Origin of the sequence: Streptomyces sp. 3MP-14 (assembly GCF_006334905.2) — a bacterium.
Classification (GTDB): Bacteria; Actinomycetota; Actinomycetes; order Streptomycetales; family Streptomycetaceae; genus Streptomyces; species Streptomyces triticirhizae.
In genome coordinates this window covers 162,532-185,717 of sequence record NZ_VDLZ02000004.1, presented here as the reverse complement: position 1 = coordinate 185,717, position 23,186 = coordinate 162,532, and the positions used below count along the sequence as shown (strand labels likewise).

At 73.6% G+C, this 23,186-nt stretch carries 17 protein-coding genes, 1 tRNA gene and 1 pseudogene; 11 read left to right on the top strand and 8 right to left on the bottom strand.

All coding sequences use genetic code 11. The features are described 5' to 3' along the window. Positions 1 to 63: 63 nt before the first annotated feature. The gene (locus tag FH609_RS07595; protein WP_139666511.1) at positions 64 to 642 is read right to left on the bottom strand and encodes a hypothetical protein; all 579 of its coding nucleotides are present in this window, start codon (positions 640 to 642) and stop codon (positions 64 to 66) included. 220 nt (positions 643 to 862) lie between these two features. On the opposite strand from FH609_RS07595, the gene FH609_RS07590 reads away from it, so the two are divergent. From FH609_RS07590 to FH609_RS07580, 3 genes are read left to right on the top strand one after another with little or no spacing between them, the layout of a single operon-like run. Continuing rightward, positions 863 to 2,161, top strand: a complete 1,299-nt coding sequence (locus FH609_RS07590) for a sugar ABC transporter substrate-binding protein (protein ID WP_139666512.1) — start codon at positions 863 to 865, stop codon at positions 2,159 to 2,161. Then, a complete protein-coding gene (locus FH609_RS07585) occupies positions 2,151 to 3,131 on the top strand; it encodes a carbohydrate ABC transporter permease (protein ID WP_139666513.1) in 981 nt (326 codons plus the stop codon). Before FH609_RS07590 ends, FH609_RS07585 begins: the two co-directional genes overlap by 11 nt. Then, positions 3,128 to 3,952, top strand: a complete 825-nt coding sequence (locus FH609_RS07580; RefSeq protein ID WP_139666514.1) for a carbohydrate ABC transporter permease — start codon at positions 3,128 to 3,130, stop codon at positions 3,950 to 3,952. The genes FH609_RS07585 and FH609_RS07580 overlap by 4 nt, the downstream gene beginning before the upstream one ends. A 119-nt stretch (positions 3,953 to 4,071) precedes the next feature. Here the strand turns inward: FH609_RS07580 and FH609_RS07575 are convergent, their stop codons facing one another. Both FH609_RS07575 and FH609_RS31525 read right to left on the bottom strand, forming a co-directional pair. Next, positions 4,072 to 4,422, bottom strand: a complete 351-nt coding sequence (locus tag FH609_RS07575; protein WP_139666515.1) for a hypothetical protein — start codon at positions 4,420 to 4,422, stop codon at positions 4,072 to 4,074. Next, the gene (locus FH609_RS31525; protein WP_226961478.1) at positions 4,419 to 5,783 is read right to left on the bottom strand and encodes a transcriptional regulator; all 1,365 of its coding nucleotides are present in this window, start codon (positions 5,781 to 5,783) and stop codon (positions 4,419 to 4,421) included. The genes FH609_RS07575 and FH609_RS31525 overlap by 4 nt, the downstream gene beginning before the upstream one ends. A 220-nt stretch (positions 5,784 to 6,003) precedes the next feature. Between FH609_RS31525 and FH609_RS07565 the strand changes: the two genes are divergently transcribed. Continuing rightward, the gene (locus tag FH609_RS07565) at positions 6,004 to 6,285 is read left to right on the top strand and encodes a hypothetical protein (RefSeq protein WP_139666516.1); all 282 of its coding nucleotides are present in this window, start codon (positions 6,004 to 6,006) and stop codon (positions 6,283 to 6,285) included. Positions 6,286 to 6,315: 30 nt separating this feature from the next. Here the strand turns inward: FH609_RS07565 and FH609_RS07560 are convergent, their stop codons facing one another. Next, positions 6,316 to 8,409, bottom strand: coding sequence for a serine/threonine-protein kinase (locus tag FH609_RS07560; protein WP_139666517.1), 2,094 nt, complete (start codon positions 8,407 to 8,409; stop codon positions 6,316 to 6,318). 197 nt (positions 8,410 to 8,606) lie between these two features. On the opposite strand from FH609_RS07560, the gene FH609_RS07555 reads away from it, so the two are divergent. Together FH609_RS07555 and FH609_RS07550 are read left to right on the top strand one after the other, a co-directional pair. Beyond that, entirely contained in the window at positions 8,607 to 8,966 is a 360-nt protein-coding gene (locus tag FH609_RS07555) for a chorismate mutase (protein ID WP_122184819.1), read from the top strand. 149 nt (positions 8,967 to 9,115) lie between these two features. Next, on the top strand, positions 9,116 to 10,450 hold the full coding sequence (locus FH609_RS07550; protein WP_139666518.1) for a serine hydrolase domain-containing protein: 1,335 nt from the start codon (positions 9,116 to 9,118) through the stop codon (positions 10,448 to 10,450). A gap of 75 nt (positions 10,451 to 10,525) precedes the next feature. On the opposite strand, the gene FH609_RS07545 is transcribed toward FH609_RS07550, so the two are convergent. Then, entirely contained in the window at positions 10,526 to 11,002 is a 477-nt protein-coding gene (locus FH609_RS07545; protein WP_139666519.1) for a hypothetical protein, read from the bottom strand. 232 nt (positions 11,003 to 11,234) lie between these two features. Beyond that, positions 11,235 to 11,729, bottom strand: coding sequence for a DoxX family protein (locus tag FH609_RS07540; RefSeq protein ID WP_139666520.1), 495 nt, complete (start codon positions 11,727 to 11,729; stop codon positions 11,235 to 11,237). A gap of 273 nt (positions 11,730 to 12,002) precedes the next feature. On the opposite strand from FH609_RS07540, the gene FH609_RS07535 reads away from it, so the two are divergent. Further along, complete coding sequence (locus tag FH609_RS07535; protein ID WP_139666521.1) at positions 12,003 to 13,337, top strand: helix-turn-helix transcriptional regulator; 1,335 nt, start codon at positions 12,003 to 12,005, stop codon at positions 13,335 to 13,337. An 89-nt stretch (positions 13,338 to 13,426) separates the two neighbouring features. Here FH609_RS07535 and FH609_RS07530 read toward each other — a convergent pair. After that, positions 13,427 to 14,401: pseudogene (locus FH609_RS07530) on the bottom strand (chitinase); the annotation flags it as partial. Positions 14,402 to 14,865: 464 nt separating this feature from the next. Between FH609_RS07530 and pepN the strand changes: the two are divergent. The 4 genes from pepN to pyk all read left to right on the top strand — a co-directional run bounded on the left by pepN (position 14,866) and on the right by pyk (position 22,258). After that, positions 14,866 to 17,400, top strand: coding sequence for an aminopeptidase N (gene pepN, locus FH609_RS07525; RefSeq protein WP_139666523.1), 2,535 nt, complete (start codon positions 14,866 to 14,868; stop codon positions 17,398 to 17,400). 210 nt (positions 17,401 to 17,610) lie between these two features. Beyond that, the gene (locus FH609_RS07520) at positions 17,611 to 19,146 is read left to right on the top strand and encodes a pyridoxal phosphate-dependent decarboxylase family protein (protein WP_139666524.1); all 1,536 of its coding nucleotides are present in this window, start codon (positions 17,611 to 17,613) and stop codon (positions 19,144 to 19,146) included. Further along, positions 19,133 to 20,572, top strand: coding sequence for a lysine N(6)-hydroxylase/L-ornithine N(5)-oxygenase family protein (locus FH609_RS07515; protein ID WP_139666525.1), 1,440 nt, complete (start codon positions 19,133 to 19,135; stop codon positions 20,570 to 20,572). Before FH609_RS07520 ends, FH609_RS07515 begins: the two co-directional genes overlap by 14 nt. A 252-nt stretch (positions 20,573 to 20,824) precedes the next feature. Beyond that, a complete protein-coding gene (gene pyk / locus FH609_RS07510; RefSeq protein WP_139666526.1) occupies positions 20,825 to 22,258 on the top strand; it encodes a pyruvate kinase in 1,434 nt (477 codons plus the stop codon). 746 nt (positions 22,259 to 23,004) lie between these two features. On the opposite strand, the gene FH609_RS07505 is transcribed toward pyk, so the two are convergent. Beyond that, positions 23,005 to 23,087 (bottom strand) — tRNA-Leu (locus tag FH609_RS07505). Positions 23,088 to 23,186 lie beyond the last annotated feature (99 nt).

Below are 23,186 nucleotides of genomic sequence, written 5' to 3'. Positions count from 1 at the left end.
CGCCCGCCCCTCCCCGACCGAGGGCGGGCGCCGTCGCGTCCGGCGTGAAACGGTCAGCCCTCGTCAGCCCTCGTCGTGGACGGTCAGCTCCTGGCCGGAGACCGCGTCCACCACGGTCCGCCCGCCCAGTTCGGAGTCCAGCGCGACCGGGACCTCGTCCACGAGAAGGATCTCGACGCAGGCGTCCACGGTCGGGTCGGGCTCGATCCAGCCGCCCACGATCACCAGCTCGTCCGTCTCCGCCACCCAGGCGCCGAAGTCGGCGTCGCACTGGCCGTGGGGAACGTGGACGGTCAGCTCCTCGCTGCCCGGTTCGGCGGGCAACATCCCGTGCAGCGTGGCGAGTTGGTCGTTCGGCTCGGCCGGTGCCGGCGGCTCGGGCCAGCTGGCCGCCACCTCGTCGGCTCTGGCGTCGAAGGCCGCGTCCGCGGCCTGCTGGCCGCCCCCGGCCTGGCCGCCGTCGGTGCCGTCGTCGTCGTCCGGCTCCTCGTCGCCGGCGCCGCCGTCGCCCGGGTCCTCGGGGGCGCTGGCCGCCGGGTCCTCGGGCTCGGCCCCCTCGGACGTGTCGCCCGACTCGGAACCACAGCCGGCCAGGAGCAGGCCGGCCACCGCGACAGTGGGCACGATCATCTTGGTTCGCACGACGTACCTCCCTTTGCGTGTTCCGATGGGACGTGGCCGGGCCCGATCGGGTTCCGTCGCGCCCCCGGTTGCCGCCGTTTCTCCGCCAAAGGTCCAGCCCACAAACGGTGTTGATCCGTGATGTGTGGACCTTGCCCGCGCTGGACAGCGCTGTCACCATCAACGCTTCCGCACGACCGGATCACCAACCGATCACCAACGGTGAGGATGGGGGACGAGGATGGCGCACACTTCCGGCAGAGGCGGCGCGCGGGCCCGGCGTCGGCGGCTGGTGGCCGCCGTGGCGGTCCTGACGCTCGGCGCGGCCACCGCCTGCGGCGGGGACGAGGGCGGCGAGCCCGACGCGCTCCAGCTGTGGATCATGGAGGGCACCAACCCGGACTCCGGGCCCTATGTCGAGGCGCTCCAGGCCGAGTTCGAGGAGCGCACCGGCGTCGCGCTGGACGTGCAGTTCATCCAGTGGGCGGACGCCCACGACCGGATCACCACCGCCATGGCCGGCGGAGAGCTGCCCGACGTGGCGGAGATCGGCACCACCTGGGCGCCGGAGTTCGGCGCCGCCGGCGCGCTGGCCGACCTCGCGCCCCGCATCGAGGAGGACGGGCTCGCCGACGACCTGGTGCCGGGCCTGTACGACGCGGGGACGGTGGACGGCGCGACCTACGGGATGCCCTGGTACGCCGGCGTGCGCTCGCTGATCTACCGCGCCGACGTGTTCGCCGAGCACAACCTCGAACCCCCGACCACCTGGGACGAACTCCGCGACGTCGGGCTGGCGTTGCGCGAACTCGAACCGGACATGATCCCGTTCCCGGTCTCCGGCGGCGGCGAGTACGGGCTCGACCCGTTCATCTGGGGCGCGGGCGGCGACGTCGCCGAGCCGGACGGGGAGGGCGGCTGGCGTTCCACCGTCAACGAGCCGGAGGCGATCGAGGGCATCGAGTTCTACACCTCGCTGGCCACCGAGCACGGCCTGTCGGTCGCGGCGGCCGAGACCTGGCTGGAGACCGACCAGCTGGAGAGCTTCCAGAACGGCGAGGCCGCCATGGTCATCAACGGCAACTGGACCATCACCACCCTGCTGGAGGCCGACCCGACGTGGGCCGACCGGATCGGCGTGGTGCCGATCCCGGGCCGGGACGGCGGCTTCAGCCCGTCCTTCGTCGGCGGCTCGCTGCTGGGCGACTTCAACAGCTCGGAGCCCGACCTGGCCTGGGAGCTGATCACCCTGATGAGCACCGGGGAGTTCGCCGCCAGCTGGGCCGAGCAGTCCGGCTACTTCCCGGGCCAGCAGAGCCTCCTTGAGGAGGTCCAGGCCCAGGACGACCCGCTGGTCGCGCCGTTCGCCCAACAGATGCTGGAGGCCGGCGCCAACCTGCCGGTGACCGAGAAGTACGGCGCGATCCAGGGCGAACAGGTGCTGCCGCGCATGTTGCAGGCCATCCTCTCCGGCGAGGCGACCGTGCGGGAGGCCGCCGACGAGGCCGCCGCCGCCATGGACGAGACCTTTGCCGGCTGAGGCGGGGGCCGCCCGCGCGGACGAACGGGGCGCCGCGCGGGCGGACGAACGGGCCCGGGCCGCGCGGCGCGCGGCCCGGGTGCGGGCGCTGCGGCCCTGGCTGCTGCTGGCGCCCGCCCTCGGGGTGCTGGCGGTGCTGCTGTTCTGGCCGCTGGTGCGGGTGGTGTCGCTGTCGTTCCAGGAGTACGGGCTGCGGCAGATCAACACCGGCGAGTCGAACTACACCGGTCTGGACAACTACCGGGAGATCCTCGGCGACTCTTTCCTGTGGACCACCGTGCTGCCCAACACCGTGCTCTTCGCGGTCAGTTGTGTGGTGCTCACGGTGGTGGTCGGCACCCTGGTCGCGCTGCTGCTCCAGCGGCTGGGGAAGACCTGGCGGGTGATCTGCTCCACGGTGATCATGATGGCCTGGGCGATGCCGGCGGTCACCGGCACCTATGTCTGGATCTGGATCTTCGACCCGCTCAACGGCGTGGTCAGCGGCGGCCTGGACGCGGTGGGCGCGATCGAGCCGAGGGAGACCAACTGGTTCACCGACCGCTGGTCGTTCTACGCCATCGCCACCCTCAACGTGGTGCACCACGGCTTCCCGTTCGTCGCCGTCACCCTCTACGCGGCGCTGCTGACCATCCCCAGGGAGCTGCCGGAGGCCGCGCTGATGGACGGGGCCAACGCCTGGCAGCGGTTCTGGCGGATCACCGTGCCCACCATCAGGCCGGTCTTCGCGGTGGTCACCATCCTCTCCACCATCTGGGACTTCAAGGTGTTCGCGCAGATCTACCTCATGCCGGGCGGCGCCGGCGCCAACCCCGACGTGCTCAACCTCGGGGTCTGGTCCTATATCCAGTCGTTCAGCCGCAACGAGTACGGCATGGGCTCGGCGATCGCGGTGCTGCTGACGCTGCTGCTGCTCGCCATCACCGTCGGCTATGTGAAGGCGCTGGCCAGGGAGGGCGATCAGCTGTGACCAGGACCGGACCCTGGCGGCGCCTCGGGCTGGGCGCTGCGGTGGCCGCGCTGTTGGCGTTCACCCTGTTCCCCGTGTACTGGATGGTCTCCTCGGCCTTCGACCCGGGCGCCGACCACCGGGGCGCGGCGGTGCTGCCCGAGGGGCTGACGCTGGACCACTTCCGCTATGTGCTGGACACCGGCGAGTTCGGCCGCTACCTGGCCAACTCGGCGCTCGTCGGCCTGGGAACGGTGCTGCTCTCCGGGCTGCTCGCGCTGTTCGCCGCCGTCGCCGTGGCCCGCTTCCGGTTCCGGATGCGGACCAAGGTGCTGGTGATGGTCCTGGTGGTGCAGATGGTGCCGCTGGAGGCGCTGGTCATCCCGCTCTTCCTCCAGATGCGGGACCTGCGGCTGCTCAACAGCCTGCTCGGGCTGACGATCGTCTACCTGGCGTTCTCGCTGCCGTTCGCGATCTGGACGCTGCGCGGCTTTGTCGCGGCCGTGCCGCAGGAGTTGGAGGAGGCGGCCTATCTGGACGGCTGCGGCTGGTGGCGGATGTTCCGCTCGGTGCTGCTGCCGCTGGTCGCGCCGGGGCTGGTGGCCACCAGCGTCTTCGCGTTCATCGTGGCGTGGAACGAGTTCGTCTTCGCGTTCGTGTTCATGCAGGACGACGCGAAGTACACGGCGGCCGTCGGGCTGCACCGCTTCTTCGGCCAGTACAGCACCGACTGGGGCGCGGTGATGGCCGGTTCGACGCTGATCACGCTGCCGGTGCTGGTCTTCTTCGTGGCGGTGCAGCGGCGGCTGGCCGCCGGCCTGGCGGCGGGCGCGATCCGGTGAACGGGCGGGCCGGCGAACGGACGGGCCGGCGGCCGGGGGCGGCCGGTGAACGGGTGCGGCCGGCGGCCGGAGGCCGGCCCGTTGAGGCCGGGGCCCCGGCTGACCCGCGGCGTGGGGTCTCACTCGATGGCCTCGAAGATGTCCATGTCGGTCTGGCGCTGCCATTCCGGCAGCGACTCCCAGTCGGCGACATAGCTTGGCTTCGGTGCCTCGAAGTGCTTGTGGATCTGCGCCACCCAGCAGATCGCCACGAACCTGCCCTTCTGTTCCCTGGTCAGTTTCACGGTGCTCCCCGCACTGACCTCAGCGAACTGTCGGATCTGCTGGCACACGGCGGCGGCGGCCTCCCGTTCCCACTGCGGGGTGTCCTCCCACGGCGCGACATAGCCGGGCTTCGGCTCGCCCGGGAAGTGCTTCCTGACCCCGGCGATCCACGCTGCCCGAAAGGCGCGACCCGCCTCTTCCGTCATGCCAGCTCCCTCTCGAGTGTTCCGATCTCGTCCCGCAGTTGCGAGACGCGTTGATCGGGCAGAAGCGGCGTCAGTCGCGCCCTGACCGACCGTAGTCTCCGCCCGGCATAGCCCGACCTGGTCTGGCGGGACAGCTCCACCACCGCCCGCGTATGGGTGAGGACCATGTCCACGTCCCGGTGCTGAATCCCCAACACGGCGAGGTCGGTGAGCACTCCCACGCGTCGACGTGCGGACAGGGGCTGGTTGAGCGCCTCGGTCAACGCCGCTTCGGCAAGGTCAGGGCGACGCAGTGCGACAAAACAGGTGCCGCGTTCCTCGGCCAGCCTGGAGCCGTCGAAGCGCAACCAGCCTCCGTTGTGCACCGTGCCGGAGAGGGCCCGAACGTCACCCGCTCTGTCCAGGGCGCGACGGCAGGAACCGTAGTCACCGAGCTTCGCGAACACCTCGGCCTGCACGGCCGAGATCCAGTAACGCGTGGAGAGTTGTGCGTCGCCCCGCTGAGCGACATGGGCGGCGGATTCGAGCAGGGGGACGGTGGCGCTGTACTCCCGGTCATACAGCCCGACGAAAGCAAGCCGGGTGAGGGCACACGCCCACAGATCAAATTCTCCGGCCTCCTTGCTCGCGCTCGCGGCCAGGGTGTAGCTGTGGGCCGCTTCGGAGTATCGGTCGGCGTCGAACTGGATCTCACCCGCGAGTTGGAAGAGGCTGCCGGCGGCGGCGCACAGCTGCCTGTGCTGCTTTCCGTCGGTCACCTTCCTCATGCTGCCGGTGAGTTCCGTCAGTTGGGCGCGCACCGCCGGATAGACCGTGCCCTTGGTCGTGGAGAGTCCGAAGGCGCGCCAGAGATGGGAGTTCATGCGCTGGTAGGAGCCGCCGACGTCGGGGTGCTCGCTCACGTTCCGCGAGGTCAGTTGAGGTGCGGCGACAGCGACGTTCGCTACGCTCATCAGCCGCATGAAGTCACGCCGAATCATTTCGTCCAGATCGCCCGTGTCGAGGTCGTCGAATCCTGGTGGCGGAGCGTTGGTGCGACGATCACGTGGAGAGCTTTCCCAGGGACGTTCCGGCACTCCGAGCATCGCCCCGGGGATTCCGAATCCGTCGCAGATCCGTTCGATGACGCCTTGTCCGCGCACCCCTCGGACACCTCTGATGATGTCCCCCAGGCGTGAACTGGTCATCCTCCCGACGGCGGCGGCCATGTCCGCATAGCTCGAACCGGTCCGGCGGTTCACGAGCCGGAAGATCTCCCGAAAGTCGCGCGTGGCACATGCCCTCCGCATCGCGTCACTCTCCAACAGGGCACCGGGGATTGTCAGTGGGTAGCCGGTGCGCTTGGCTGTGCGGTCGTCCATGGCCCGCCCGGAGAGTCGGCAGCAACGTAGGCCAAGGTTAACCCCGGGGCGGTGGCGGGGTACCCCGAACTCCCACGTGGGGTACCCCGTTCACGGCGTCCAACTCCGCCCCGTGCGGCGAACCTTGTAGCGCGCGCCAGTGCCGTTTCGTTCCAGGACCGGGTCGAGACGGCACGGGCGCGGCTTGGACACAGTTCGCCGAACCACCGGGGAGTCAGCGATGATGATCTACCTGCGCAGCGACGAAATCGACCTGCGGTTTGATGAGGAGGACCCGCTTCAGTTGGTCGCCGAGTTGGAGAAGGCCGTCCGGCGGCACGGTATTCGGATGCTCGATATCGGCGTGGACTCGTGCTACATGGACATGTACCTCGACAACAACGACCCGGCGGTGGTCCAGTTGGGCTCGTGCCGGGGGGCGCACCTGAAGAAGCTCATCAGGATTCTGAACGAATCCCCGGTGACGGAGACGCCGAACGAGCAGAGCGTGCCGGCCCGTTGAGGCCGGGGCGGGTGTCCGGCCGGCCAGGCCCTACCGCACCGCCGTGTCGTCGTAGACATCCACCGTGATCTCGTCGACCGCCAGCGTCTCGGCGCCCCAGTGGCGGAGGATCTCCGCGTAGGTGCCGTTCTCGATCAGCGTGTTCAGCGCCTCGACGAGGGCGTTCTGGACGTCGGGGTCCCCGCCGCTGACCGCGATGGCGCGCGGTACGCGCAGGAGCGGCTCGCCGGCCGCCATGCCGTTGGACTCGGCGGCGTGGCGCAGGCCGATGAAGCTGCCCCGGAGCATGAGCGCCGCGTCCGCGTCGCCGTCGGACACCTCGATCAGCATGGCCGCCACGTCGTCGTGGCCCGAGACCTCGGGCGGGCTCGCGCAGCCGGCCTCCTCGGACCAGCCGGCCAGATACTCCTCCATCGCGGGGGAGTCCCAGGTGGCGAGCGTCGCGTCACACAGCTCGCCCAGGGTGTTCGGGCGGCCCTCGGGGGCCACCAACACCCAGCCGTCCGAGAGGTGGTGGACGAAGTTCAGGTTCTCGGCCGGCTCCGACTCCCGGTCGATCGGGACGGCGCCCATCGCGAGGCCCACGGAATCCTGACCCGAGGCGATCTCCGTGTGCATCTGGCGCAGCAACGAGCCGTAGTCGGCCCGTTGGTAGCGGAACTCCACGCCCAGCAGCGCGCCGATCTCCGCCGCCAGGTCGGGTTCCACGCCGACGACATCGTCGCCGTCGCCGTGGGAGAGGAACGGCGGATAGTCGGCGGCGGTGCGCACCGTGATCTCGCCCGCCTCCCGGATCTCGGCCGGCAGCAGTTCGTGCAGCGGCGCGGAGCGGTCCCCGGGGCGCTCCTCGTCGTCGGACGGGTCGTCGTCCCGTGCGTCGTCGTCCCGTGCGTCGTCGTCCCGATCGGGCGCGGGGGACCTGGCGGAGTCGGAGGGGGCGAGCTTGTCGGCCGTGCTGCCGGATGCGGTGTCGTCGCCGTCCGAGGGGCGGGTGACCGCCCAGGTCACGGCGGCGGCCAGGACGACGACCGCCGTGGCCGCCGCGATCAGCGCGGGTCGCCGACCCGTGCGCGCCGGCGCCTGGGGGCCCGTTGCCGTGGGGACGTCGGCGAACGCGGGCGGGCCCGCCGGGAGATGGGGCGGGCCCGCCGGCGGCGGCGTCGGGGGTGGCGTCTGGGGCGGGGCGTCGATCCGGGTGGCCGAGGGGCCGTCCAGGGCGAGCAGCCCGGCGGCCTCGCGGCCCAGCCGGGAGGTCAACGTGGCCGGCAGCCACAGCCCGCTCTCCGCGTCCACGGCCGCGCGACCGGGGCCGGCCGTCGCCCCGACGACCTCGGCCACCGAAGGCCGTTCCGCCGGGTCCTTGGCCAGGCACCGCGCGACCAGCTCCCGCAGCGCGCCGGTCAACGGGCCGTCGTCGGGGCCGAGTTCGGGCTCCTCGTGAACCACCCGGTAGAGCGCGGTGTGCAGCGGCGGCCGCCCGGCCGAGAAGGGCGCGACGCCCGTGGCGGCGAAGCCGAGCACGGCGCCCAGCGCGAACACGTCGGCGGCGCCGGTGAGCGACTCGTCGCGTATCTGCTCCGGCGGCATGAAGCCGGGGGAGCCGACCAGGGAACCGGTCCGCGTCACCTGGCTGGCGTCCACGGCGCGGGCGATCCCGAAGTCGATGACCCGTGGCCCCTCCAGGGTGACCAGCACGTTCGACGGCTTGAGGTCCCGGTGCACCAGCCCGGCCCGGTGGATGTCGGCGAGCGCCCTGGCCAGGCCGTGGGCCAGCGACCAGACCGTCTCCTCGGGCAGCGGCCCGAAGATGTCGTCTACCACCTGCTGGAGCGAGGGCCCCGGCAGATAGCCGGTGGCGACCCACGGCACCGCCGAGGTCGTGTCGCTGTCCAGCACCGGGGCGGTCCAGTCGGCGCTCACCCGCCGCGCGGCGGCCACTTCGCGTTGGAAACGACGTCGGAACTCGGCGTCTGCGGCCAGCTGGGCGTGGATCAGCTTGACGGCGGTGAGCCGGCCCCCGGGCCCGCGCCCGAGGAAGACCTCGCCCATCCCGCCGGCGCCCAGTCTCCCCAACAGCCGGTACGGCCCGACGGACGGTGGGTCACCTGCGGTCAGCGGTTCCATCGCGCAACCTCGAAGTCCTCGGGCGGTGGCCGGGATGGGCCAGCGGCGGGTGGGGCGCCCTCATCCTAGGACGCGCCCGCTTAACGCCCGCAAAGGGAGGGCGAGATGAGGACCTGACCCTGGGACCCCCGCGCGCCCGCCCGCTCGAAAGCGGCGGCCCCGGCCCGGGGTGGAGACGCCGGACATAGGGTGTGACCATGGAGAAGAGCAGCGACGGGCCCGGGACGCCCGCCGGTCTGGACGAGAGCGTGGCCGCCGAGCTGGTCGCGCTGCGCGACAGCATCGACAACATCGACGCGGCCGTGGTCCACATGCTGGCCGAGCGCTTCAAGTGCACCCAGCGCGTCGGCCGCCTCAAGGCCGACCACGACCTGCCGGCGGCCGACCCGGCCCGCGAGACCCGGCAGATCGAGCGGCTCCGCCAGCTGGCGGAGAACGCCAAGCTCGATCCGGCCTTCGCCGAGAAGCTGCTCAATTTCATCATTGCCGAGGTCATTCGCCACCACGAGACGATCGCCGGCGAACGGCTCGGCAGGGAAGGGGCGCGGCCCGAGTAACGTCCGACGCCGGGGGCGGTTGGCGGCTGAGGGCGGTCAACGGCCGGGCGTGGCCGACGGGTTGCGCGCCGCCGTCCTCGGGTTGTCCCCACCCTCCCCGGGGGGTTGGCCCGATGGTGGTGGGCGGCCGGGGCCGGCAGGCTGGCGGAATGTGGAAGTCGAAGGCGGAGAAGGGCCCGGCCGAGAGCCCGGCGAAGTTCCCGGCGGAGCACCGGGCGCGGTACGGGGCGAGGCGGAGCCCCGGGGAGAACGGCGCCGAGGCGGTGGGCGCCGCCCGTCGTCGGCGGCGCCGGCGCGGGGCGGCGGTCGTCCTCGCGTGCGCCGCGCTGGCCGGGGTGCTCGGGGGTACGGGCACCGCCGCCCTCGCCGGGGAGAACGTGGGCGAGAACGTGGGCGAGAACGCGGGCGCCCTGCGACGCGACGCGGCGGCCGTGCACCGGGCGGGCGCCGTCGGCGTCACGGCCGTGCTGGAGACGCCGAACGGCACGGTGACCGCGCACGCGGGCAGCGCGGACCTGGACACGGGCGCCCCCGCGCGCGCCGACGCGCGCGTCCGCGTCGGCAGCCTGATCAAGCCGTTCGTCGCCACGGTCGCGCTGCAACTCGTGGGCGAGGAACGGCTGTCGCTGGACTCCACGGTGGAGGAGTGGCTACCGGGCCTGGTGACCGGCAACGACAACGACGGCAGCCGGATCACGGTCCGGCACCTCCTCCAACACACCAGTGGCATCCCGGACTTCCTCGGCCGGAGCGAGCTGGTGCCCGCGTTCTACTCGGCGGCCGGCTACCGGGACCACCACCTGCGGCACTACGCCGACGAGGAACTGGTGCGGGGCGCGCTGCGGTCCCCGGCGGAGTTCGAGCCCGGGGACGGCTGGTCGTACTCCAACACCAACTATGTCCTGGTCGGCCTGATCATCGAGCGCGTGACCGGCCGCTCGTGGGAGGAGGAGGTGCGCGAACGCCTCGTCGAGCCCCTGGGGTTGACGGGCACGGAGCTTCCCGAGGACGGGCCGCACCTGCCGGCCCCGTTCCTGCGCGGCTACCACACCTACCCCGAGGACGGCGTCGAGGGCGGGCTCCGGGTCGACACCACGGTCCTCAACCCGACGCTGGCCGGGGCCAGCGGCGCGCTGGTCTCCACGCCGCGCGACGTGGACCGCTTCCTGACCGCCCTCCTCGGCGGCGAGCTGCTGGAGCCCGCCCAGCGCGCCGAGCTGCTGCGGGCGCGCGAGATCCCCGGCCGCCCGGACACGCACTACGGGCTGGGGATCGAACGCCGCAGGCTGAGCTGCGGTGGCTACTACTGGGGGCACGGCGGCACGATCATGGGCTACCACGCCGAGGGCGGGGTCACGCAGGACGGCGAGCGGGCGGTGACCGTCGCCATCAACAGCTTCGACACCGTGGGCGACGACCGACAGGACCTGATCGACGAGGAGATGGCCGACCTCGTCGACAACGCCCTGTGCGGCGGGCAGTGAAGGACCCGCTGGATTGTCCGTTGTCTGCCGTTGTCTGCCGTTGTCGCCCGCTGCCGAGCGAAGGGGCGAGGCTTGTCAGCCGCGCACCGCGCCCTCCGGCCACAGGACGCGGACGGGCAGCGCGACCCGGTGCGCGTAGGCGACCACGTCGGCGCTGCCGCCGAAGCCGCGCGCCGGCTCGCCGTCCCAGACGGCCAGCAGCCGGTCGACCAGCCCCACCATCACCTCGCTGGCCGTCATGAACGCCCGGTCGTCGGCGGTCGCCAGCCCGGTGCGGTGGACCGCGTCGGCGGCGGCCACCAGGGCGTCGTACTCCGGGTGGTGCCAGGCGGGCAGCACGCTCCGGTAGTCGTCGGCCGGGATCACCACCTCGACGCGCCCGCCCAGCTCCAGCACGGTGCGGGCGAACCAGCTGTCCGGCCCGTCGGCCAGGCACGAGACGCCCACCAACCCGTGCGGCGCGTGGCGCGCCAACTCGGCGCGGAGCCCGGCGCGCACCCGGGTCGCGATGGCCTCCGGCAGCCCCCGGTGGCCGGTGATACCTATGCGCATCTGACTCCCTCACCTGCTGACGGGCGGTTGCGGTCTCCCGCGAGCACCCCGGCTCTCCGGCATTTCGACGGTGCGCGGAAGAGTAGCGGAGACCACTGACAACGCCCGCCCCCGGGGGCCGGGGAGGCGCCTCAACAGGCGTGCGCGACAGGCGAGTTCGGGGCGCCGCCGCCGCGAGGCGCGCGCCGGCGCGCGAACCAGCTCCAGCCCGCCGCCGCCCGGCGCCCGGGCCTCACGCGGCGCCCCCGGCGCTCCCCGCGCGGGCGCGCGCCCGCGCGCCGGACCGCCCCAGCGGCGAGGGCAGCCGCCCGGCCAGCAGGTGGTCGACGGAGAGCCGGCCCGCGCCGGTCCCGGCCAGCAGCAGGCAGGTGACGCCGATGGCCAGCACGAAGCCGAAGCCGTCGGCGTCCACATAGATGCCGTTGCTCCCGTGCACATAGCCGAAGGCGCCGGCCATCACGAAGGCGCCCAGCAACGCGGCCAGCCGCACGGCGGCGCCGAGCACCAGCGCGGCCCCGCCGAGCAGTTCGACCCAGGTGGTGAAGTAGGCGCTGAGCGTCGGCAGCGGCACCCCGCCGCCGGACATGATCTCCGCCGTTCCCTCGACGGTCCAGTCGGTGAGCTTCTGCCAGCCGTAGGCGAAGAGGATGACGCCGATCCCGAGGCGGCCCACCAGCAGGCCGAGGTCGGTGAGCAGTGCGCTGAGCGCGGCGCGGTCGAGGGGCATGTCGTTCTCCCGGTCGTTGGGTGCGGCCCGGCCTTCGCGGTGCCGTCCGGCCTTCGCGGTGCCGTCCGGCCTTCGTGGTGCCGTCCGGCCTTCGCGGTGCCGTCCGGCCTTCGTGGTGCGGCCCGGCCTTCGCGGTGCCGTCCGGCCGTGGTCGACACGGCCGGAGAACGAGCGTCACCGGTCAACGCCGCCCGCCGGACCGCCCGTTGGAGCGGGTGCGCCCCGCCCGAAGGAGCGGGGCGCCGGCGCGCGGCCGGCGTCTAGGGTCGGCCCATGGACGCGGGAGCGAACGAGGAGACGGACACCGGCCCGGCCGGCCCGGAGCGGCTGCTGACGGGCGTCGTCGACCTGCTGCGGGCGCCGCTGCCCGAGGTGCTCGGGCGGCTGTCGAAGGTGTTGGCCGGGGTCGTGCCGCACCACACCCTGCTGCTGCTCACCGGCGACTGCGCCGCCTCAGCGCTGAAGTGGCACGGCGACGCGACGTTGACCGGCCCCGGGGCCCTCGCCGAGCTGCGGCGGCTGGCCGAGGAGGTGGCCATGGACGAGCCGTGCTTCGACCGCGCCGCGCTCGGCCCCGCCGGCGAGCGCCACCCCGTGCTCGCCGTTCCCGCCCGGCCGAGCGGCTCCGCCGGCGCGCTGCTGGCCGTGGTGCTCGACGAGGACCGCGCCGCGCCCCCGACGCGGGCGCGCGCCCGGATCGCGTGGCTGCTGTGGCAGCTGACCAGCGTCCACATCGCCACGCTCAACGCGCGGATGGAACCGGCCAAGCTGGGCGTGGGCCGCGCGGTCGCCGACGAACGGGCGCGGCTGGCCGCCGAGTTGACCGACGCGCAGGCGATGGCGCTCACCACGGTGCTGGGGGCGTTGCGTTCCCGGGCCCTGACCGACGCGGCGGCCCGGGCCACCGCCACCGACCTGGCCGCCGCCGCGCTGGTGGAGCTGCGCGCGGGCGAGCGCGGCCCGGACGCGGCCGGGCCGGCGGAGAGCGTGGCGGACGTCTTCTCCCGACTGGCCGACAAGCTGGTGCTGTTGATGCGCCACAACGACGTGCGGCTGGAGCTGGGGGAGCCGGACGAGCCGGCCCGGCTCCTGCCGGCCCCCGTCGCCGGCGCGGCCTACGCGACGGTGCGCGGCGCCGTGTTGACGATGCTGGAGCAGCCGGGCCTGGGCCGGGTGCGGGTGGCCTGGACGGTGAACGGCGGGACGCTGCGGCTGTCGGTGCGGGACGACGGTCCCGGCGAGTTGACGACCGACCATCCCGGCATCCGGCGGCTGGTCGAGGGGCTGGCCGCGCTGGACGCCGAGTTGACGCTGGACGCGGTGCCGGGCTGGGGCAGCACCCTGGTGGTCTCCCTGCCGCTGGCCTCGGCCGAGCGCCCGCGCCCGCGACCGCCGGCCTCGCTCAACCCGCGCGAACTGGACGTGCTGCGCCTGCTCTCCTCGGGGCACCGCAACCGGCGGATCGCGGAGCTGCTGCACATCAGCGAGCACACGGTGAAGTTCCATGTGGCCAACATCCTCGACAAGTTGGACGTCGCCTCGCGGGGGGAGGCGGCGGCCGCCGCCCGGTCGTTCGGCCTGGTCGAGGAGGGCGCGCCGTTCGCCTGACCGGGCCCGACCGACGGGAACGGGAACGGCGACGGCCGGGGCCGGGACGCGTCGAAGCGTCCCGGCCCCGGCTCCGGAGGCCGTCCCGCTCAGCCGATGTAGCGGGCGAGCACGCCGGTGAACTCCCAGGGCTCCTGGTCGACGCCCGAGCAACTGTCGGCGCCGCCGCCCTCGCAGGGCCGGTCTCGGTTGACCGACCAGAAGGTGAGCCGGGAGAGCTGGACGTCCTGGGCGTAGCCGAGGATCGTCTCGAAGTCGGCCGGCGTGATGGTCTCGCCGACGTCGGTGGTGCCGTTCATCGAGGAGATGCCCATGTGGCCGTACGCCTCCTCCTCGCCGTAGCCGTAGATCTCGACCAGCGAGTTCTTCAGGCCCTCGGCGGCCTGGACGGTGAGCTGGCCCATGTCCTGGCCGTTGCCGCCGAAGTTGAACGGCATGATCGTCCAGCCGTCCACCGTGAGCCCCGAGTCGGCGGCCCGCTGGATCAGGCTGGTGTCGGGCCCGTTCTGGCCGGTGCCGAAGGTGATGTAGACCTTCAGCCCGGGGTTGGCCGCCTGGACGGCCAACAGCGCGTCCACGGTGCGCTGTTGGGTGGCCGGGTCGTCGTACGCCTCGGCCTCGATGTCGATGTCGATCGCGGCCAGCCCGTAGGCGTCGATCACCTGCTGGTAGGCGGCGGCCAGCTCCTCGGCGGTGCCGCAGGAGGACTCCAGCTTGTTGCCGCTCCAGCCGCCGAACGACGGGATCACGTCGCCGCCGGCCGCGCGGACCGTCTCGATGGTCTGCTCGTCGACGCCGCCGGCGAGCGGGCGTTGCCCGTCCCACTGCGGGTCGCAGTAGCCGTTGCTGAGGACGAACGCGAGGGTGAACCAGGAGACGCCGGTGGCGTCCATCACCGTGGTGGGGTCCGGCGGGTCGCCCCAGCCGTTGTAGAGGTAGGGCGCGACGGTCATCGCCTCGGCCGCCGGCCGGACGGTGTCGGCGGGCGCGGCGGGCGCCTCCTCGGCGCCGGCGCTGGGCAGTTGGCTCAGCGCCAGGCCGCCGGCCGCCAGCAGCCCGGCGGCGGTGACGGCGAGGCGGCGGGTGGTGCGGGACGGGCGGGCGGTGTGGTCCGGTGGGGGTGGAGTCACGAGTGCCATCCGATTCCGGTGCGGGAGTGGGGGATTGGTGTGTCGACGGCGCGTGGGGTCGCCGGGTGCCTCGGGGCGTGGCCCGCCAGGGGCGTGGCAGGGCCCTGACAACCGGGGCGGCTCTCGCTCCGGCGGTCCCTTCGCTCCGGCACCCGATTCAAGGGCTGGCCCCCGAAGGCGTCAAGGCTTTGGACTGGACCAATCCGCCGCCGGCCCCGGACGCACCCCCGTGACCTGCGCGTTCTCCCATGTGGACGACCCCGCACCCGGTTCCGGTACCGCACGGCGGACCGGCGCGGCGCCCGAACGCCGGGCCAATGCCGCGCCCGGCGGGGGCCAACGCGCCGAGCCGCCCAACTCGTTGGTCCGCCGGCCCCGCCGTGCGGCAGCATGACGCCATGGCAACACTGACCCGTCTGGAAGCCGAAGCCCGAGCCCGGCTGATCACCGTCGAGCGCTACACCCTCGACCTCGACCTCACCCGGGGCGAGGACGTCTTCGGCTCGACGACCACCGTCCGCTTCACGGCCCACGAGGCCGGCGCCACCTTCGTCGAACTCCGCCCCGCCACGCTGGCCTCCGCCACCCTCGACGGCCGGCGGCTGGACCCGGCCGACCTGGTGGACGGCCGGCTGCCGCTGACCGGACTCGACGCCGGCGCACACGAGTTGACCGTGGTCGCCGAGATGCCCTACTCGCGCACCGGCGAGGGGATGCACCGGTTCACCGACCCGGCCGACGGGCTGACCTACCTCTACACCATGTGCTGCATGACCGACGCCCCGCTGGTCTTCGCCGCCTTCGACCAGCCGGACCTCAAGGCCGTCTTCGAGGTGGCCGTCACCGCGCCCGAGGAGTGGACCGTGCTCGGCAACGGCCGCGCCAGCCGCGAGCCCGACCGGCCGGGCCGCTGGCACATCGCGCCCACGCCGCCGATCTCCACCTATCTGCTCGCCGTGGTCGCCGGCCCCTACCACTCGGTGACCACCGAACACGCCGGGCTGCCCTTCGGCCTCCACGCCCGCCGCTCGCTCGCCGCCGACCTCGACCGGGACGCCGAGGAGCTGTTCGACATCACCCGGCGCTGCTACGACCGCTTCCACGAGATCTTCGACGAGCCCTACCCGTTCGACTCCTACGACCAGGCGTTCGTCCCCGAGTTCAACGCCGGCGCCATGGAGAACCCGGGCCTGGTCACCTTCCGCGACACCTATGTCTTCCAGTCCGCCGTCACCGACACCGAGCGCGAGGTGCGGGGCGTCGTCATCGCGCACGAGATGGCGCACATGTGGTTCGGCGACCTGGTCACCCTGCGCTGGTGGGACGACGTGTGGCTCAACGAGTCCTTCGCCGAGTACCTCGGCTACCAGGTCCTGCACGACGCCACCGCCCACACCCCCTGGACCGAGTTCGCCGTCACCCGCAAGTCCTGGGGCTACGACGCCGACCAGCGCCCCTCCACCCACCCGGTCGCGCCCCGGCCCGACGACGTGCCCGACACGGCCTCCGCCTGGCTCAACTTCGACGGCATCTCCTACGCCAAGGGCGCCTCCGCGCTCCGCCAACTCGTCGCCTGGCTCGGCGAGGACACCTTCCTCGCCGGGATCAACGACCACTTCGCCCGCCACCGCTTCGGCAACGCGACCCTCGCCGACTTCATCGACGCGATGGCCCGCGCCTCCGGCCGCCCCGTGCACGACTGGGCCGACGCCTGGCTGCGCACCCCGGGCCCCGACACCCTCGCGCCCGTCGCCGAGGACGGCCCCGACGACCGCTGGCGGCTCACCCTCACCCACGGCGGCGGCCGCCCGCACCGACTGCGGCTCGGCGCCTACGACATCGACCCCACCCGGCCCGAACACGTCCTGCCCCGCGCCCAGTACGAGATCGAGCTGCCGGCCGGCGCGACCCCGGGAACGGGCACCGCCACCGTCGAGCACACCTTCCCCGGCTCCCGCCCCGACCTGCTGGTGGTCAACGACGGGGACCTCAGCTACGCCAAGGTCCGCCTGGACGAACGCTCCTGGTCCACCGCGCTGCGCACTCTGGCCAGCCTGCCCGACCCGCTCAGCCGCACCGTGGTGTGGAACGCGGCGCGCGACATGGTCAGGGACGGCGAACTCGCCCCGTTCGACTACCTGGAGGCCGCCAGGCGCCACCTGCCGGACGAGAGCGCGACCGTGATCGTCAGCGGGGTGCTCGGCTTCGCCGGCGGCCCGCTCGCCGGGCGCTACCTGCCCGACGACCGGCGCGCCGAGGCGCTCGCCCTGGTCCGGGAGATCGCCGACCGGCTGCGGGCCGGCGCGCCGGGCGACGAGGCGCGGCAACTGGTCGCGGTGCGCGCCGCCATCGGCGCCGCCGACGCGCCCGACGCCCTGCTGGAGTGGTGGCGCGCCGGCGCGGTGCCGGGCGGGCCCGAGCTCGACCAGGACCTGCGCTGGCAACTCCTGCACCGGCTGGCCGTGTTGGGCGCCATCGACCGGGGCGAGATCGACGCCGAGGCCCTCCGCGACCCCGGCGCCACCGGCCAGCGGGGCGCCGCCCGCTGCCGGGCCGCGCTGCCGGACGCGGCGGCCAAGGAGGCCGCCTGGGAGGCGATGTTCGATCCCGAGGACCGGCTCTCCAACTACCTCTTCACCGCGACCGCACACGGCTTCTGGCAGGTGGAGCAGCGCGAGCTGCTGGCCGGCTATGTGCCGCGCTACTTCCCGGCCGCCACCGCGCTGGCCGAGCGCCGGGGCCACGCCCTGGCCACGGCCGCCGGACGCGACGGCTTCCCCCACCCGTTCACCGACGCCACCACCCTCGCGCTGGGCGAGGAGTGCCTGGCCACGGACGGAAGAGCGGGCGGGCCGACGCCGGCGCTGCGCCGCGCGCTGGCCGACCAACTCGACGATCTGCGGCGGGCGTTGCGGGTCCGCGCGGCCGGCTGAGGCGGACCGGGACCCGCCGGCCCTCCGGTGGGTTAGGGTCCCCTTACCACCTCGGAGGGGTGGCGCGTCGGCCCGCTTCGCTCTATAGGGGGAAAGCGGGCCAAAGTGGCGGGTGGGGCACGAAGTACCGCATAGCGTTTGGGCTGTCCACGCGATCCCGTGCGCTTCCATGCGCACCCACGCCCCGTCGGCCGTTGGAGAGTCCCGCCCATGCCTGCCCCCATCCCGCTCGATTCGACGCTGCTCGCCGGCGGCTGCTCAGGGGCGGCGAGCCTGCGTCCGCTGCTGGAGACGGTGCTCACCGCGCTCGCCGACGGGGCCGCCGAGCGCTGCGGCCCCCTCCCGGCCGGCGGGCCCGCCGCGCCCGCCGCGACCATCGACGGAACGATCCTCCCCGAGCACGGCACCGGCGCGCACGAGGCGTTGGGCGCCCTGGTGCACGCGCTGGCGCGCGGCGCGGCCGACCCGGCCGACCCGCACTGCGTCGCGCACCTCCACTGCCCGCCGCTGGCCGTGGCCGCCGCGGCCGACCTCGCGGCCAGCGCGCTCAACCCCTCGCTCGACTCCTGGGACCAGGCGCCCGCCGCCTCCGCCCTGGAAGGCCGGGTCACCGCCGAACTCGCCGCGCTGGTCCACCCGTCGGGCCCGTCCCCCGACGCCCTGGTCACCACCGGCGGCACCGAGTCCAACCTGCTGGGCGTGCTGCTGGCCCGCGAGCGCCACCCCGCCGCGCCCCGCGTCATCTGCGGCGCCAACGCCCACCACAGCACCCGACGCGCCACCTGGCTGCTGGGCTTGCCCGCGCCGCTCACCCTGCCCACCCCGCGCGGGGTGCTCGACCCGGCGGCGGTGCGCGCCGCCCTCGACCGCCTCCCGCCGGGGGCGCACGCCCTGCTGGTGGCCACCGCCGGCACCACCGACAGCGGCGCCATCGACCCGCTGCCCGCGCTCGCCGACCTGGTCGCCGACGAGCGCCGGCGCCGCCCCGCCAGCCTCCACGTGGACGCGGCCTACGGCGGCCCGTTGCTCTTCAGCGCCCGCCACCGCCACCTGCTCGCCGGCGTCGAACGCGCCGACACCGTCACCCTCGACCTGCACAAGCTCGGCTGGCAGCCCATCGCCGCCGGGCTGTTGACCGTCCCCGACCGGGCCGCCCTGATACCACTCGCCCACCGGGCCGACTACCTGAACGCGGACGACGACACCGAGGCCGGCCTGCCCGACCTGCTCGGCCGCTCGCTGCGCACCACCCGCCGCGCCGACGTCCTCAAGGTCGCCGTCACCCTGCGCGCCCTGGGCCGCGCCGGGCTCGCCGCCCTGGTGGACGACGTGCTGGCCGCCGCCCGGCTGCTGGCCCAACTGATCGCCGAGGAGCCCGGGTTGACCCTGCACGCCCCACCCGCCATCAGCACGGTGCTGTTCCGTCCCACCGGCGTCGACGACGAACGCGTCGCCGCCGTCCGCCGCCGGCTGCTCGCCGACGGCAGCACCGTGCTCGGCCGGGCCTGGGCCCCCGACGCCAGCGGCCGCAGGACGCTGTGGCTCAAGGCCACCCTGCTCAACCCCCGGACCCAGGAGAGCGACCTGGCCGCCCTGCTCAAGCTCGTGCTGGAGCGCGCCGCCGACCCCGCCCGCCCGCGCCCGTCCGACCCCGGACCCCGCTCCGCCGACCGCGGCGGAACCCCGCTCGCCCCCCTTCCCCATCCCCTCCCCAGCCAAAGGAAGCCGCCGGATGACCGCCGCTGACCCCCGTTACCCCCTCGACCTGGTCGGGGTGGGCATCGGCCCCGCCAACCTCGCCCTGGCCGCGCTCGCCGACGACCACCCCGACCTGCGGGCCGCCTGGTACGAGCAGCGGCCCGAGTTCCGCTGGCACCCGGGGCTGTTGATCGACGGCACCACGCTCCAGGTGCCCTTCCTCGCCGACCTGGTGACGCTCGCCGACCCCACCAACCCCTGGAGCTTCCTCAACTACCTCAGGCACCAGGGGCGGCTCTACCCGTTCTACTTCTCGGAGCGCTTCCACTGCCCGCGCGCCGAGTACGACGACTACTGCCGCTGGGTCAGCGAGCAGTTGCCCTCGCTCCACTTCCACCACCGGGTCGACACCGTCCGCTGGAACGCCGAGCACGGCGTCTTCGACGTCGACCTCACCCCGCTCGCGCCCGGCGCCGGCCCCGCCGCCCCGGGCACGGCCCGGGTGTACGCCCGCAACCTCGCCGTCGGCATCGGCACCGCGCCTCATGTCCCCGAGCCGCTGCGGCCGTTGATCGACGCCAGGGCCACCGCCCCCGTGATCCACTCGGCCGACTACCTGGAGCACCGCGAACGCCTGCTGGAGGCCGGCCACATCACGGTCATCGGCGGCGGCCAGTCCGGCGCCGAGGTCTTCCTCGACCTGCTGCGCCGCCGCCCCGCCGGCGCCGAGCGGCTGCACTGGATCAGCCGCAGCCCGGCGTTCGCGCCCATGGAGTACAGCAAGCTCGGCCTGGAGCACTTCACGCCCGACTACGCCCGCTACTTCCGCGAGCTGGCCGAGCCGGTCAGGGACCGACTGCTGCGCGAGCAGTGGCAGTTGTACCGGGCGATCGACCACGAGACGCTCGGCGAGATCCACGACGAGCTGTACCGGCGCACCGTCACCGACGGCTGGCCCGACGCGGTGCTCAGCCCGGGCGTGGCCGTCCGCACCGCCGGCCGGGTCGGCGCCCACCAGCTCGAACTCCACCTCAACCACCAGCCGGAGGGCGGCCGTAGCCGGCTGCTGACCAACGCCGTGGTGCTGGCCACCGGCTACCGCGAGCGCCCGCTGACCTCCGTGCTCGCCGGCCTCGACGCCGACCTGGCCCGGGACGCCGCCGGCCGCCCGCAGGTCGACGAGGACTACCGGCTGGCCCTCGGCGCCGGGATCACCGGCAGCGTCTTCGTGCTCAACGCCGAGCGCCACACCCACGGCGTGGGCGCACCCGACCTGGGGCTGATCGCGCACCGGGCGGCGACCATCGTCAACGCGCTGAGCGACCAGCCGCGTTACCGGCTGCCCGAGCGTTCCGCGTTCACCACCTTCGGGGTGCCGGTCCAGCCGCAGCCGCCGGTGGGCGCGGAGCACGAGCGGCGCGACCCACGCGAACTCCCCGGCGCGCTCCCGCCGCCCCGGAGCATTCCCGTCTGACCGGCGCACGGGGGTTTCGCCGACGGCACGGTCGGGCAGGCCAGTTCGAGCCGGCGCCCGACCGGGGCGGAACGTGGCGGCGACGCGGTTCACGCGGCCCGGGGCGCGGAAAGAGAAACGATAAGGCGCGGACGGCTCATCAGAGCGGCGTCGCGCTCATTCTGTTGATTGTTGGTCTCTTGTGAAAAGCCCGCCGTCCCCTCGTCACTTCTCGATAGTCTGGTACTGGCTGGTAACTCCTAGGGTTGCCCCATGCGCCGAGCGAAAATCGTCTGCACCCTGGGCCCCGCGACCGACTCGTTGGAACGGATCACCGAGCTGGTGGAAGCCGGAATGGACGTGGCCCGGCTCAACCTCAGCCACGGCGCGCACCGCGAGCACGAGCTGCGCTACCAACGCGTCCGGAAGGCCGCCGCCGAATCCGGCCGCAGCGTCGGAATTCTCGCCGATCTCCAGGGCCCGAAGATCCGACTCGGCGCCTTTGCGGAAGGTCCCGTTCTCCTGGAACGTGACGACGAATTCACCATCACCACCGAGGACACCCTCGGCGACCACCGCCGCTGCGGCACCACCTACACCGGCCTCGCCCAGGACGTGACGGCGGGCGAACGCATTCTGGTGGACGACGGCCGGGTGACGCTCCAGGCGGTCGAGGTGACGGAGACCGAGGTCCACACCCGCGTCGTCGAGGGCGGGCTGGTCTCCGACCACAAGGGCCTCAACCTGCCCGGCGTCGCGGTCTCCGTGCCCGCCCTGTCCGGCAAGGACATCGAGGACCTGCGCTGGGCGCTGCGCACCGGCGTCGACGTGGTGGCGCTCTCCTTCGTCCGCTCCGGCGACGACATCAAGGACGTGCACCGGATCATGGCCGAGGAAGGCCGCTTCCTGCCGGTGATCGCCAAGATCGAGAAGCCGCAGGCCGAGGAGAACCTCCGCGACATCGTTGACGCCTTCGACGGGATCATGGTCGCCCGGGGCGACCTGGGCGTCGAGGTCCCGCTGGAGACCGTGCCGCTGGTGCAGAAGCGCGCCGTGCGGCTGGCCAAGCGGAACGCCAAGCCGGTGATCGTGGCCACCCAGATGCTGGACTCCATGATCGACGCCTCCCGGCCGACCAGGGCCGAGGCGTCCGACGTCGCCAACGCGGTGCTCGACGGCACGGACGCGGTGATGCTCTCCGGCGAGACCAGCGTGGGCCGGTATCCGGTGGAGACGGTCCGCACCATGAGCCGGATCGTCGAGGCCGCCGAGGCCGAGCTGCTGGCCGAGGGGCTGACGCCGCTCGCCGACGCGGAGAAGCCACGCACCCAGGGCGGCGCGGTGGCCAGGGCCGCCGCCGACATCGGCGACTTCCTCGACGCGAAGCTGCTGGTGGCGTTCACCCAGAGCGGGGACACCGCGCGGCGGCTCTCCCGCTACCGGTCGCCGATCCCGCTGATCGCCTTCACGCCCGACCCGGCGACCCGCGCCCAACTCAGCCTGACCTGGGGCGTCGAGGCCCACCTGGTGCCGACGGTGCGGACCACGGACGAGATGGTGACGGTGATGGACGAGCAGCTGCTGCGCGTCGGCCGCTGCCGGATCGGCGACGTCGTGGTGATGACCGCCGGCTCCCCGCCGGCCACCCCGGGCTCGACGAACCTGGTCCGCGTCCACCACGTCGGCGAGGACGACGCGCCCCGCTGAACGCTGCGCGCTGGGCGTTCCGGGGAGCGGCGGGCGCGCTGGGCGCGGGACGCTGCGCGCTGGGCGTTTCGGGGAGCGGCGGGCGCGCTGGGCGCTGGGCGTTTCGGGGAGCGGCGGGCGCGCTGGGCGCGCCGCCGGGTGCCGCGCTGGCGTGCGGGGGGTGGGCGTTATGCGCTGCGCGCGGCCGGTGAGGGGTGGGCGCGCCGGCGGGGGTTGTTGCGCGGGGCGCGCGGTTGGTGAGGGGTGCGCGGGTGGAGCCCTCGCCGGCGGCGGTTGTTGCGTGAGGGGCGAGGGCCCGGCCGCTTTTTGTTCGTCGGCGTGCGGGGGGCACCGCCCCAGCGGCGGGGGTTGCGCGGGGTGCTGTGCGGCTGCGCGCCGTGCGTTCCGGGGACCGGCGGGCGCGCCGCCGCGCGCACCATCTCGCCGTCTGCGCTCCAGCGCCGGCGCCGCGCGACTCCGGCGTTCCTTCCCTTCGCGTATCCGCGCAACTCCCGCCGTACCCACACTCGTCCGCGCCACGCGATCCACCGTCGGCCGGTGCCGGCTCCGCCCGAGACGCGGGACAGAGGCGGGGCGGACGCGGGCGTTGTGCCGGCTTCGGCGCGGGGACGGCAGGCACGGTGGGCCGCTGCGGACTGCGGGAGGCTGCTCGCGGGGCGCGCCGCCAGGCGGCGTTGTGCCGGCGCTCGGGCGCGTTCGTCGCGGACCGGCCGTCGGGGGCGCGCCTCCCCGAGAAAGAAAAACGGTGCCGGGTGCGGGATTCGAACCCGCAAGCCCTTTCGGGCAGAGGTGTTTGAGACCTCCGTGTATGCCGTTCCACCAACCCGGCAGGCGACGCCACGGCAGTCTATAGGCTCCCGGCTGGTGCCTGCGACCGGCCGCCGACTAGGTAGGCTCGGGGGTGGCCCCAGCTGGCGGAGAACCGAGC

Excerpts from the sequence above, each read along its gene's own strand:
- FH609_RS07560 (WP_139666517.1), bottom strand. The coding sequence starts at position 8,409 with ATGGAACCGCTGACCGCAGGTGACCCACCGTCCGTCGGGCCGTACCGG.
- FH609_RS07515 (WP_139666525.1), top strand. The coding sequence starts at position 19,133 with ATGACCGCCGCTGACCCCCGTTACCCCCTCGACCTGGTCGGGGTGGGC.
- FH609_RS07545 (WP_139666519.1), bottom strand. The coding sequence starts at position 11,002 with ATGCGCATAGGTATCACCGGCCACCGGGGGCTGCCGGAGGCCATCGCG.
- FH609_RS07540 (WP_139666520.1), bottom strand. The coding sequence starts at position 11,729 with ATGCCCCTCGACCGCGCCGCGCTCAGCGCACTGCTCACCGACCTCGGC.
- FH609_RS07555 (WP_122184819.1), top strand. The coding sequence starts at position 8,607 with ATGGAGAAGAGCAGCGACGGGCCCGGGACGCCCGCCGGTCTGGACGAG.
- FH609_RS31525 (WP_226961478.1), bottom strand. The coding sequence starts at position 5,783 with ATGGACGACCGCACAGCCAAGCGCACCGGCTACCCACTGACAATCCCC.
- FH609_RS07520 (WP_139666524.1), top strand. The coding sequence starts at position 17,611 with ATGCCTGCCCCCATCCCGCTCGATTCGACGCTGCTCGCCGGCGGCTGC.
- pyk (WP_139666526.1), top strand. The coding sequence starts at position 20,825 with ATGCGCCGAGCGAAAATCGTCTGCACCCTGGGCCCCGCGACCGACTCG.
- FH609_RS07565 (WP_139666516.1), top strand. The coding sequence starts at position 6,004 with ATGATGATCTACCTGCGCAGCGACGAAATCGACCTGCGGTTTGATGAG.
- FH609_RS07535 (WP_139666521.1), top strand. The coding sequence starts at position 12,003 with ATGGACGCGGGAGCGAACGAGGAGACGGACACCGGCCCGGCCGGCCCG.
- FH609_RS07550 (WP_139666518.1), top strand. The coding sequence starts at position 9,116 with ATGTGGAAGTCGAAGGCGGAGAAGGGCCCGGCCGAGAGCCCGGCGAAG.
- pepN (WP_139666523.1), top strand. The coding sequence starts at position 14,866 with ATGGCAACACTGACCCGTCTGGAAGCCGAAGCCCGAGCCCGGCTGATC.
- FH609_RS07590 (WP_139666512.1), top strand. The coding sequence starts at position 863 with ATGGCGCACACTTCCGGCAGAGGCGGCGCGCGGGCCCGGCGTCGGCGG.
- FH609_RS07575 (WP_139666515.1), bottom strand. The coding sequence starts at position 4,422 with ATGACGGAAGAGGCGGGTCGCGCCTTTCGGGCAGCGTGGATCGCCGGG.